Source organism: Streptomyces sp. NPDC051913, from assembly GCF_044593635.1.
In the GTDB taxonomy this organism is placed as follows: Bacteria; Actinomycetota; Actinomycetes; order Streptomycetales; family Streptomycetaceae; genus Streptomyces.
Map to the genome: position 1 here is coordinate 557,692 of NZ_JBIUCI010000002.1, position 12,030 is coordinate 569,721.

7 protein-coding genes and 1 pseudogene are annotated in these 12,030 nt (G+C 70.3%); 4 read left to right on the forward strand and 4 right to left on the reverse strand.

Features of this window, described 5'->3' with window-relative positions:
* Positions 1–51 precede the first annotated feature (51 nt).
* Entirely contained in the window at positions 52–4,758 is a 4,707-nt protein-coding gene (locus tag ACIHIX_RS07710; protein WP_399951260.1) for a DNA/RNA helicase domain-containing protein, read from the forward strand.
* Between the two features lie 17 nt (positions 4,759–4,775).
* Here the strand turns inward: ACIHIX_RS07710 and ACIHIX_RS07715 are convergent, their stop codons facing one another.
* Positions 4,776–5,216, reverse strand: coding sequence for an SRPBCC family protein (locus tag ACIHIX_RS07715; RefSeq protein WP_399951263.1), 441 nt, complete (start codon positions 5,214–5,216; stop codon positions 4,776–4,778).
* A gap of 128 nt (positions 5,217–5,344) precedes the next feature.
* On the opposite strand from ACIHIX_RS07715, the gene ACIHIX_RS07720 reads away from it, so the two are divergent.
* Both ACIHIX_RS07720 and ACIHIX_RS07725 read left to right on the forward strand, forming a co-directional pair.
* Positions 5,345–6,358: a DUF2278 family protein gene (locus ACIHIX_RS07720; protein WP_399951266.1), complete on the forward strand. Its 1,014-nt coding sequence runs from the start codon at positions 5,345–5,347 to the stop codon at positions 6,356–6,358.
* 73 nt (positions 6,359–6,431) lie between these two features.
* A pseudogene (locus ACIHIX_RS07725) lies at positions 6,432–7,551 on the forward strand (cytochrome P450).
* A 6-nt stretch (positions 7,552–7,557) separates the two neighbouring features.
* Here ACIHIX_RS07725 and ACIHIX_RS07730 read toward each other — a convergent pair.
* The 3 genes from ACIHIX_RS07730 to ACIHIX_RS07740 all read right to left on the reverse strand — a co-directional run bounded on the left by ACIHIX_RS07730 (position 7,558) and on the right by ACIHIX_RS07740 (position 11,405).
* Positions 7,558–8,346, reverse strand: coding sequence for a polysaccharide deacetylase family protein (locus ACIHIX_RS07730; RefSeq protein ID WP_399951269.1), 789 nt, complete (start codon positions 8,344–8,346; stop codon positions 7,558–7,560).
* 64 nt (positions 8,347–8,410) lie between these two features.
* The gene (locus ACIHIX_RS07735; protein ID WP_399951272.1) at positions 8,411–9,853 is read right to left on the reverse strand and encodes a family 43 glycosylhydrolase; all 1,443 of its coding nucleotides are present in this window, start codon (positions 9,851–9,853) and stop codon (positions 8,411–8,413) included.
* Between the two features lie 52 nt (positions 9,854–9,905).
* Positions 9,906–11,405, reverse strand: coding sequence for a family 43 glycosylhydrolase (locus ACIHIX_RS07740; RefSeq protein WP_399951275.1), 1,500 nt, complete (start codon positions 11,403–11,405; stop codon positions 9,906–9,908).
* 152 nt (positions 11,406–11,557) lie between these two features.
* On the opposite strand from ACIHIX_RS07740, the gene ACIHIX_RS07745 reads away from it, so the two are divergent.
* Positions 11,558–11,971, forward strand: a complete 414-nt coding sequence (locus ACIHIX_RS07745; RefSeq protein WP_399951951.1) for a (2Fe-2S) ferredoxin domain-containing protein — start codon at positions 11,558–11,560, stop codon at positions 11,969–11,971.
* Positions 11,972–12,030 lie beyond the last annotated feature (59 nt).

A 12,030-nucleotide genomic window follows, 5' to 3' on the forward strand; every position in this document is an offset into this window, starting at 1 on the left:
TTCTGACCGATGGCCGTGTCACGGGCAAAGGACTCGGAGATACTCGTGGGCGTGGAGGGGAATTCCGTCGAACCGGGTCTCTTCGAGGCCGCGTTGCCCTTGCTGCGGGAGCTGCTCGGGCGTGAGGGGGCACGCACCGAAGCGACCGACAGCGACTCCGCGGCTCGTGAGCTGGTGCGGCAGGTGTTGCGGTGGGCGACGCGGCAGGGCGAAGTCGATCTCGTTGAAACGGAGTTGACGCAGGTCGTCGAGGCGTTGACGGAGGCCGTGCGGGGCCTGGCCGCCGGGGCGACCGACGTCCACGCCTGGGAGGCGGGGACCGCGGCCCTGGCCGACCACCTGCTGTTCCGGACACGTCCGGCTCTCTCTCCGGAGCAGGCACGGGTGGTGCTGCGGCTGTTGAGGACCGTCTGCGAGCTGGCTCTGGCCTTCGCACGGGGTGCCTACACGCTCGATGCGGAGTACGAGCGGAGGTACCGCGAGTACGTCGCGGCGACGCACGGCAGGACGAGGACCCTTGGGGTTCCGGTCCGGCAGCGCGTGGTGCCGCTCCATCAGATCTACGTGCCGACGATGGTGAGGCCCTGCGAGGGCGCCGCGCCGGTCGCCCGGCCGCTGGAACAAGTCGTCGAGGAGAGGCCCAGGCTCCTGGTCCGCGGAGCGGCGGGGGCGGGCAAGACGACCGCGTTGCAATGGCTCGCGCTCCGGACCGCGCGGGTGCCGTACCTGCTGCGGGTGCGCTCCCTGGCCCGGGCGGACCGTCTGCCCGGCCCGGCCGAGTTCCTGTCGGCCGCGGGCTGCCCGCTGCCGGAGCCGCGGGACTGGACCCCGCGCATCCTGGCGGAAGGGCGCGCACTCGTCATGGTCGACGGCGTGGACGAGATCCCGGAGCGCGAACGGGCTCACGTGCGCGGGTGGCTGTACGACCTCTGCGCCGCCTATCCCCACAGCCGCTGGATCGTCACCTGCCGCCCCTCGGCCGTGCGGGCGGGCTGGCTGGCGGAACTGGGGTTCCATGAGGAGGAGATCGCCCCCTTCTCGGACACGGACGTCGACTCCTTCGTGACACTTTGGTACCGGAGCGGGAGCCCGCAGGACCGCCGGTCGGCGGAGGAACTCCTGGCCCTGCTGCGCGAACGAGACGATCTGATGGGCCTGGCGAGGAATCCGCTGCTCTGCGTCGTCCTGTGCACCCTGCACGAAGAGCGGGGCGGGAGGCTTCCCCGGACCCGCACCGAGCTCTACCGGACCCTTCTGGACATGCTGCTGGGCCGGCGGGACGCGGAGCGGGGCATCGGCCGGCTGCGCGGAGAGGAGCTGTCGGGGGACGAGCAGGCCGTGTTCCTGGGCGACCTCGCCTACTGGCTGGCGCGCAACGGGCGCAGCGAGATGTCGTACGAGCAGGCACTCCACATCATCGACACCAGCAGGCAACGCATGCCGCAGGTGCCCGGGCGCCAGGAGATCCTGACGCGTCTCCTGGAACGCTCGGGTGTGCTGCGCTCACCAGCCGAAGGGACCGTCGACTTCCTGCATCGCTCGTTCCAGGACTTCCTGGCGGCACGGTCCCTGGTCGAGAACGGGGACTTCGGCCTGCTGGGGCTGCACGTGGAGCAGGATCCCTGGCGGGACGTCTTCCTGTGCGCCGTGGGGCTGGCGCGCCGTGCAGACGGTGAGGCGCTGCTCCGAAACGTCCTCGACCTCGGGGACGGGGCAAAGGAGCGAGCCGCGGCACTGCGTTACCACCTGCTCGCCGCGGCCGGACTGGCCGAGGCCATCGCTGTCGAACCACAGGTGCACGAGGCGGTCAGGAGCCGTGTAGCCGGCCATCTCCCGCCCCGCACTCCCGATGAGGTGTCCGCCTTCGCGGCCGTCGGCCCGACGATCCTCACTCTGCTCCCGGCACCTGATCAGGTGCGTCCGGGCGAGACCGGCTTCCTCCTGGACCTCCTCGCCCGTGTCCCCGGACCCGAGGCCGAGGTGGCCGCTCGCCGCCTCGCCCCGCCCGGCGACCGCCGCCCCGCAACCAGAGCGCTCCCGGAACCCGCGTCCGGCGCCCGCCAGTTGGCCGTCGCGCTCAGCATCGCCACCCGCATCGAGCCGGAGTTGATCCGGGCCGTGCGCCTGCGGGTGTTCCCCTTGCTGGACGCGGGCGACGAGGCCGACCTCTGGTTCAGCCCCTGGACGGCGGCCCGGACCCCCCAGGCGATGGCCCTGCGTACGGAGCTGCTGCCGGTCCTGCGCGCGGAGTTGGCCGCACAGCTCGCGGCAAGCGCGCCGACCGACCCGATCTGGACGCTCGGTTCCGTGGTGGAGGAGGTGCACGCGCACGTCTCGCCCGCGCTGGGCATCGAGGAGCGGCTGAACTGGCTCGATGTGACCGATGCGTTGACAGACGGGGGCGGCTCGTCGCTCTCCGACGCCCTGCTCCTGCCCGCACTCCGGGCGCTGGTCGAGGAACACCGAGAGGGGATCGCCGACTGGCTGGCCGGTGCCTGGCCCCGACTGCCCGAGGCTGTCCGCGAGAGCAAGCTCGCCTGGCAGCTGGTCACGGCAGCCCTGCACCGGGTCCCCGAAGTGGGCCTGGAACACCGGCCCGCCCCGCCGGGAGTGACCGCCGACGACGTCGCCGTCATCGTCGACGTGGTGGGAGACGCCACGCTGACGGTGTCGCGGTCGGGCGGCGCGCTCACCCTCGGGGCCGGAGTGGCGACGCCCCGGGACGAGGCGATCGTGGTCCCGGACACGGATCCCCGGGTGGTCGAGGTGCTGGGGAGCGGCGCGGACGGCTTCCGCACGGTGACGGTCCCCGCGGGCGCGGAGCGGTCCGTACGGGTGGGGTCGGGCCGGGTGCGGCTGCGGACGCCGCGTGGCGAGGTCTACGAACTGGAGCCCGCCGTACCCACCGGCTCCGAGGACGTCGGCGCGTCCGACGGCACGGCCGACCTCGGCGACGCTCCCGGCGGACGGCGTGTCGGCGAGGGCCCGTTCCTCATCCGGACCTCGGCCGCGGTGCTGGCCAGGACGGTGGCAGAGGTGGCGGCGGACGTGTGGCGGGCGGAGTGCCTGAAGTACCCGAAGGAGCCGTCCGGCCCGGCCAGACCGAGTGAACTGCGCAGTGACTACGCCGCGTTGGCGAAGGTCCTGCTGGAAGCGGGCCTCGGTGACGTCGATGTGCTCCTGGGAGAGGCGGGGGGTCCCGGCGACGAACCCGCGGACGTCACGCTGGTCGGCCGTGACGCGGTGAGCGGCGAGCACTTGTTCTGTGTGTGTGTCGAGCTACGGAGTTGGCGCTCCGTGCGATTCGATCCGATCGAGCCGCGTGTGATCCAGTTCGAGGGGCTCGGCCGGGAGATCCACCCCCTTGAGCGGGCACGGGCCCGGATGGCCCACCTCGTCAGGACGCACGAGGCGTTCAGCGTCGCCTCCTCACAGGTCAACCATGTCGCGTACCTGCACTCGGCGGTTGTCGTGGACGGGACGGAGACGCGCGGGTCTCGACTTTTCGACGGCGAATCACGGGCGCAGCTGGCCTCGTTCCTACGGTCCCGCTTCGCTTCCGGGGCCGGGCAGGGTGCGGCGGACATGCTGTTGTCCGGCTCTCGGACACGGTTCAGCGGAGCTCCCGAATCCGTTCTGAGCGACAAACGGCCACTGCTGGACCGGCAGGTGTTCGCGGCGGGCCGGGTGATGGAGGCGGTCCGCAGACGACGGAAGCGTGTCGTCGTGGTGACGGGAGCCGCGGGGACGGGAAAGACGACACTGGCGCTGAAGCTCTTCACGGAGGGGCCGGAGAGCGGTAGTCCGACGGCCTATGTCACCGGGCAGCGTGCCTTCCGGCACAGTCTGCGGAGCGCCCTGGGCCCCCGCCCGGTGATCGTGCCCCCCAACAACTTCGCCGACGACCCGACGGCGGCCCAACGCACGTCCCGTCAGCACTTTCCCCTGCTGATCTTCGACGACAGCCAGTGCCTTCGCCCCACGTCCAAGGGCCGGACCACCTCCCGGACCGATCGACCCCAGATCGAGGAACTGCTCGACGCCGCCGACGTGTCCGTCTTCATCCTCGACGAGGAGAGCACCTTGCGCCGGGGGGACATCGGAACGGTCGCGCTGATCAGCGCAGCCGCCGAGGCGAGGGGCCTGCCGGTGGAGGTCGTGACGCTGCGCACCCCCCTCCGCTTCGGGGGCGGTACCGCGTACCCGCGCTGGGTCGACGCCGTGTTGTCCCCCGACGAGGACGCCAGGCCCTGGATCCCCGACGGCCGGCACACCGTCCTCTCGGCAGCCGGTCCGGCGGAGATGGAGGCCTTTCTGCGGGAGCGCCGTGAAGAGGGCGGCACGGCACGGGCGGTGGCGGGACTCTGCTGGCCCTCGCCGCCCTCCCCGCAGCGCGGGAGCGTACGGGTGGGGGAGTGGCAGCGGCCTTGGCAGTCCAGGATCCCGCGCTCGGGAGACGAGGAGGAGGTGGGGACCGTCTACCACGTCCAGGGCTACGAGTTCGACTGGTGCGGAGTCCTCCTCGGCCCCGACCTCGTCCACCGCGACGGTCGCTGGATCACCGATCGGGGCGCGAACCTCGACCCCGCCCTCCGGCCGAAGGCGACTCCGAACCACCTGATCGACCGCCTCATCCGCAATGCCTACCGCGTCCTCCTCACCCGCAGCAGAACAGGCGTCGTCCTCTTCTCCACCGACCCGGAGACCCAGGAGGCCCTACGGCGACTCGTGCCGGGCCGCGTCTCCGACCACCGTTGACCCGCCCGCCCCACCCCTCACCCCATCCTCAACAACCGATTCACCGCCCGCCCGAACACATACCGAGCCACCCTCCGCGTCACCGGATCCACCACCCCCGGCAGAAACCGGAACCCCAGCTCCTCCCGCCACACCACCCGACTGCGCCCACCCGGCCCCGGCGCCACCTCGATCTCCGCCCACCCGGTGACGACCCGTCCCCGTTTCTCCAGTCGGCAGAAGCCGGACGCGGAATCCGACGGTGGACGCCACGCCGTGACCTCCATGCGGTCGTCGAAGGCCAGCGGACCAAGCCCCGTACGCGCCACGAAAACGGTTCCCACCCCCGTCGGCCCCGCCGTCTCGACCCTGACGCGGGTCAGTGGGACCACCTCCCCATGGCGGGGCCATTCCGTGAGGCGGTGCCAGGTTTCGGCCAGGGGGAGCGGGGCCGTGCGCGTGAGGGAGAAGGTGACCACGTAGCGATCTTAGGGAATCGGGGCAGCTCAGCGGCGTATCCACAGGCGGCTCACAGAGTGGGCGCCGGCAGTCTACGATTTATCCCACAGGTGGGCATTCCGCCCATCAGCAGGGGGAGTTGATCGCCATGCCACTGAAGGCCTACGGCGTACTGATCACCCGGGCCGTCGACACTCGCCGCGAGGGCGCCGTCGACACCCCGCACTACCAGATCCATCTCACCGACGACCAGGGCGTCCACTACCGCGCCGCCGTCAACGTGCTGTCCCAGGAGCGGCCCTCCGAGCTGCTCTACCTCGTCGACGAGGACTTCCGGCACCCGGTCACCGCCCGGCTGGCGGGGCTGGCCGGCGGGTGGAACACGCTGCCGTCCGGGCCCGGCGGGCCCCATCTCGACTTCGTGCGCGGCAACCTCTTCGACCCGGCGAAGATGCGCACCCTGCCCCCGGACCTCCCCGGCGACGGCAACGACCTCGCCGACATCCTCGACCACTACGTACGACGGGCCGTCGCCGACCCCGACGCCCGGCTGTATCTCTTCGGCGAGCGCTTCGGGCCCGAACCCGGCGTCAAGGACAAGGTGTTCGGCTTTCTGCCGGGCAACGGGGTCCATGACCTGCATATGAACCAGGGCAACAGCCGCCGCTTCCGCGGGGACGACGGGGTCTGGCAGGACGGGGGGATACTCGTCCACTTCCCGGCACAGGACCGGTGGGTCGGCATCTTCCTCGCCTTCCAGAGCCAGGCCTGGCACACCGACGACGTCACCGGGCACGCCCTCGACGACGTCGACGGTGACCGGCCCGCTCCGGACACCGTCCGCGTCCGCATCGTCGCCGCGCTCGTCAACCCGCCCGGACCCGCGCCCGAGGCGGAGACCGTCACGCTCCTCAACGCCTCGCCCGACCCCGTCGACCTCACCGGCTGGCGCATCGGTGACCGTCTGGGGCAGAAGTCGGCGGTGCCCGCCAGGACGCTCGCCGCCGGTGCCTGCCTCGCCGTACCGCTCGCCGAGGGCGGGGCCCGACTCGGCAACCATGGAGGGGAGATCACTCTCCTCGATGCCCAGGCACTGAAGGTCCACGGTGTCTCCTACACCAAGGAACAGGCGGCCCGGGAAGGGTGGTCCGTCGTCTTCTGAGCCCTTCCGTACCCGTACGGCAGTACGCCACCATGAGCCCACCCGCACCGCACCACCGGCCGGAGGGTGTCCCGTGGATCGTGAACTGCTGGGTAGACGCGACGAGTTGCAGCGTGATCCGTATCCGCACTACGAGCGGGCGCGGCGGACAGCCGGGCTGACTCGTCTCGCCGAACTGGACGCCTGGCTGGTCGTCCGTGACGCCGAGGTGCGGGAAGTCCTGCGCAGGACCGAGGACTTCTCGTCCGCCAACGCGCTCGTCCCCGACATCCGCCCGGGGCCCGCCGCGCTCGCCGTGCTCGGCGGCGGGTTCGGCGGGCGGCCCGTGGTCGTCACCTCCGACGGGGCCCGGCATCAGGAGCTGCGGGCGCCGGTCGGAGCTGATGGGGGCCTATGCCCAGCGGCTGCCCGGTGAGGTGATCGGGCGGATCGTCGGGCTCGAACCCGCCGACGTCCCCGCGGTGGTGCACGGCGGACACCGTGCCGAGGAACTGCTCTTTTGGCCGCTGGAGGAGAGCGAGCAGATCGCCGCCGCCGAGGACGTCGTCGCCATGCAGCGCATCCTCGAACGGTACGTGCGGGAACGGCACGCCGCACCCCGCGAGGACCTGTGCGGCGAACTCGTCGCCTCCGTGGTCGAGCCCGGAGGTGACATCACCCTGGATCAGCGCCATGAACTCGTCGCGCACCTCCAGAACCTGCTCATCGCCGGGCACTTGACGACCACCGCGCTCATCGGCACGACCGTCCTGCATCTGCTGCGCCACCCCGAGCAGTGGGCGCTGCTGTGCGCCGAGCCCGAGCGGATACCTGCCGCCGTCGAGGAGGCGGCCCGGTACGACAGCGCGCTCCAGGGGTTCCGCCGGGTCACCACCCGGCCTGTCTCCCTCGCCGGTACCGAACTCCCGGCCGGGGTCGCGGTGTTCGTGGCCTTCGGCGGCGCGAACCGGGACCCGGCCCGGCATGAGCGGGCCGACACGTTCGATATCACCCGTGCCCCGGCCCGTCATCTAGCCTTCGGCTTCGGCGCGCACGGCTGCCCCGGCGCGCAGCTGGCCCGCGAGCAACTGCGGCTCACACTGGCGGAGTTGACCAGGCGGCTGCCGGGACTGCGGCTTGCGGAGGGTGAAGCCGTCGAGATGCGGCCGACGATGATCCACCGGTCCCCGTTCCGCCTCCACCTCGCCTGGTGAGCGGCGTCAGCGGTACACCTTCCCCGGCTCCGCCTTCCCGGGCGCCAGCAGTTGTGGCACGGTCACGAACACGTACCCGCGCGCCTTGAGCGCGTCGATGATGCCGGGGACGGCCGGCACCGTTCCGTCGTAGAGGTCGTGCAGCAGGATGATCCCGTCGCGGGACGCCTGGGCGAGGACGCGTTCCTGGATCAGCGCCGAGTCGGTCGTCGTGTAGTCCTTGGCGGTGACCGTCCAGAGCACCTCCGACATGCCCAGTTCCTCGCAGATGTCGTGCACGGCGGTGTCTGTGCGGCCCTGCGGCGGGCGCATGAGGGTGGGGCGCTTCCCGGTGAGGCGCTCTATCTCCCGGTTCGGGCGCTCCAGCTCCTCACGTATCTCGTCCGGCTTCAGCCGGGTCAGGATCTTGTGGTCCCAGGTGTGGCTGGCCACCTCGTGGCCCTCGTCCGCCATGCGCTTGACGAGCTCCGGGTACTTCTCGATGTGCCGCTTGCCGAGGAGGAAGAAGGTCGCCGGGACCTGCTTCTCCTTGAGGATGTCGAGGAGCTTCGCGGAGTGCTCGCTCGGTCCGGCGTCGAAGGTGAGCGCGATGCACTTGGTGTGACGGCAGTCGACGGTCCCGAAGCGGGCCTGGGCGGTGGCCGTCGCGGCCTCGGCCCGGGCGGCGCTGGGCGCGGTCGTGTCGACCTTCGCGCAGCCGGTCAGCGACAGCGCGAGACACGCTGCCGCCGCCGACATCAGCGCCGCTCGGAACCTGTTCCCCGTTTTGTGCATCTGGTTGGTCAGAGATGGCATGTCCGGACTATACACAGCGATTATACTCGCGGTTTATAGTCTGTCGGTCATGCCCTCGGGCCGGTTACTGCGCGTAGAACGTGGCATCCCCCCGGTCCGTCGCCGTGGCGGGCGTCTGCACGTAGAGCAGGTAGTTGTAGTGCCGGATGTACCGGCCCGCGTAGTTGTACGACTCGTACGAGACTCCCGCCGAGTCGGCCAGCCCGGACCGCTGGTAGAAGCTCGCGTCGGAGGCGAAGGCGGACGTGCCGTCGTTCTTCTCCACCCACACCTCGAAGTTCTTGTGCCGCAGGTAGTAGCCCGGGAAGTTCGCCGACTCCAGGGAGACCGTGCCGGTGCCCGCGAGACCGGTGACCACCCGGAACTGTGAGTCCGCGAGCGGCGAGACGTTCGCCTCGATCTTCGCCCGGTACTCCCAGTGGCGGATGAACCGGTCCGCGAAGTTGTACGACGAGAAGCGCTGCGGGGTGACACCGTCGGCGACCGGGATGCCGAAGTCCGGGGTGCCGTCCGCCTTCCAGTAGACCTTCTGCACCCGGGTGCGGCGGTTGGGGTCGTTCAACGGGTCGCCGCTGATGTCCTTGTAGCTGCGGTCGTGGTAGACGAGGATGTCCGACTTGCCGTCCTCGGAGGTGGTGAAGGAGTTGTGGCCCGGCCCGTACTGCGAGGTCGAGGCGTTGCTCTGGAACACCGGCGTCGAACTCTTCGTCCAGGAAGCGGCGTTGGTCAGATCGGCCGTCGCCGACGCGGTCAGCATCCCCAGGCAGTAGTTGGCGTCGGTGGCCGAGGCCGAGTACGTCATGAAGACCTTGCCGCCGTGCTGGATCACCGCCGGGCCCTCGTTGACCTTGTAGCCGACCGTCTCCCACGACAGCGTCGGCTGCGAGAGCTCGACGGGAGTCCCGGTGATCGTCCAGGGGTTGGCCATCTTCGCGAGGAACAAGCTGGTGTTGTTGTTCTCCGACGGGTTGCGCTGCGCCCACGCCAGATACCGCACACCGTTGACGACGAAGGTCGTCGCGTCCAGCGAGAAGCTCTCCCACGTGGTGGTGATCTGGCCCTTCTCGGTCCAGGTCGCGGTCAGCGGGTTGGCGCCGGTGCCCTCCAGGACGTACATGCGGATCGCCCACACGTCACTGGTCGAGCCGGCGGCGAAGTACACGTACCACTTGCCGTCGATGTAGTGGATCTCCGGCGCCCAGATGTGCGCGCCCATCACACCGCTGCTGTGCTTGGTCCAGATGGTGACCTCGGAGGCCGTGTTGAGACCCTGGATGGTGGTGGCCCGGCGCAGCACGATGCGGTGGTACTCGGGGACGGTCGCGGTGAAGTAGTAGTAGCCGTCGGTGTGTTTGAAGATGTGCGGGTCGGCCCGCTTCTCGGCGATCGGGTTGGTGTAGGTCACGGCGGGGGAGTCGGGTGCGGCGGCCTGGGCGGGAGCGGTGCCCAGTGCCGCGGTGAGTGCCACCAGCAGAGCCAGCAGCAGGCGAATGACGTGACGTCTCAAGGGAGTTCTCCTGAGAGGGGGAGGTCAGGAAAGGTCAGAGAAGGAGGGAAGGTCAGGTCGTCGGGACGAGGCGCCATTGCTGGCAGTTGTTGTTCAGCCAGGTCCACTGCCGGACGTCGGAGCCGTTCGCGGTGCCGCAGTCGGCGACGTCGGCGACCTTGCCGGTGGACTCGTTGACGATCCGGACGTAGTCGCCGGTGGCGGTGAACACCAGCCGGAAGCGCTGGCACTTGTTGTTGAGCCAGGACCACTGTCGGATGTCTGCGCCGTCCGAGGCGGAACAGTCGGCGACGTCGGCGACCTTGCCGGTCGCCACGTTCACCAGCCGGTTGGTGTCGTCGGCGAGGTCCTCGATCCTCCACTTCTGGTTGGTCCCGCCGTTGCAGGTCCACTGGAAGATGTTGGTGCCGTCGGCGGTGCCGCCGCCGTTCACGTCGAGGCACTTGCCGCTGTTGCGGTTGACGAGGGTGTACGACGTCGGGGTCGCCGCGCTCTCGCCGGACGGGCCGGGCAGGGAGGTGCCGAGGGCGACGGGGGTGCCGAAGTCGGGGGTGCCGTCGGCGTTCCAGGTGAACTTCTGGGCGCGGGTGGTCCGTCCGTTGCCGCAGCCGCCCGAGGAGGACGAGTTGGCGTGGTAGACGATCCAGTTCTCGGTGCCGTCGGGGGAGCTGAAGAAGCCGTTGTGGCCGGGGCCGTAGACGCCGCGTGCGTCACTGCGCTGGAACACCGGTGACGAACCCTTCGTCCACGAGGACGCGTTGAGCGGGTCGGAGCCGGTCAGCTCCAGCATGCCGAGTTTGTAGTCGGCCGTCTGGCAGGAGCTCGCCGAGAAGGTCAGGAACGTGCGGCCGTCGTGGTAGAGCGGCTCGGGGCCCTCGTTGACGGGGGAGCCGGAGGTCTCCCAACTCGCCGTCGGGCTGGAGATGATGGTGAAGGTGCTGCTGGCCAGCGTGTACGGATTGCTCATCGGCGCGATGACCAGGCTCTGCGTGCTGCCGTTGATGAACCCGCTGCCGACGAGGTACAGGCTGCCGCCGTGCTCCAGCACGCTCGCGTCGATCAGCCAGCCGTTCGGGCTGAGGTTGGACCCGGTGAGCGTGTTCTTGTAGGTGTACGGGCCCATCGGGTCGGTCCCGGCGCTCTCCAGGACATGCGTGCGCTGCGAGTCGCAGCAGGCCACCCCGCTCTGTCCGGCGGAGTAGTAGACGTACCAGTGTCCGTCGAAGAAGTGCATCTCCGGCGCCCAGATGTTGGTGTTGCGGGTCGAGGTGGTGTCCGACCACACCTGCACGTTGGGCGCGGTGGCGAGGCCCGCCAGCGTCGGCGACTTCCGGATGCCGAGGATGCCGGTGAACGTCGTGGTGATCAGGTAGTAGTTGCCGTCGTAGTACTCCAGCCAGGGGTCGGCGCCCTTGGCGGACTTGAGCGGATTGGTGTACGGGCGGCCCTCCGCGGCCTGGGCCGGCTGGGTCACCGCCACGAGCGCGAGCAGCAGGCCGAGCACGCAGGCGAGCAGTGCTCCGCGGTGCTTCCCGAGGTGAGTCCGAGGCATACGCGACCGTCCCTGTCCGTAATTTCGAACGTAGTTCGTGATTCCGGTCAGAAGATAGGGATGGGGCATGTTCCCGTCAACGGTTTCGTCATACGTGGTGCACGTACGATCTTCAAGATCGATGGAGTTGTCGGGAGGGGACTGAAGTGAGCGTGCCGAAGAGCCGGGCCGTGTTCGGGGCCGCCGGCGCCCGGCCGTGCACCCTCGTCCTGTGCCGGGGCTGCTGCTGCGGTGACGCGCGCAAGCACCCCGGTGTCGACCATGAGTGGCAGCTGGACCGGTTGCGGGCCGCCGCCGCGGAGTCCGGCGGCCGGCTCGCGGTCCGTACGACCGACTGTCTCGGCCCCTGCGACCAGGCGAACGTCCTCGTCGTACAGCCCTCCGGCGAGGGGCGGCGCCGCGGCGGGCGGGCGACCTGGATCGGCTGGTCCGGCGACGACGCCTGCACGGACGACGTACTGGACTGGGTGGCGGCCGGCGGCCCCGGCCTGGCCGAACCCCCGGCCACCCTCACCCTCCAGTTCATCGGCCCGCCGCGCCCGGAACTCCGCCGCGCCCGCCGCTGAGCGCGCGACGGCAGGGAGCCGGTGCGCTCGTCGGCCTGGTCCGTGTCGGACGGGGACGG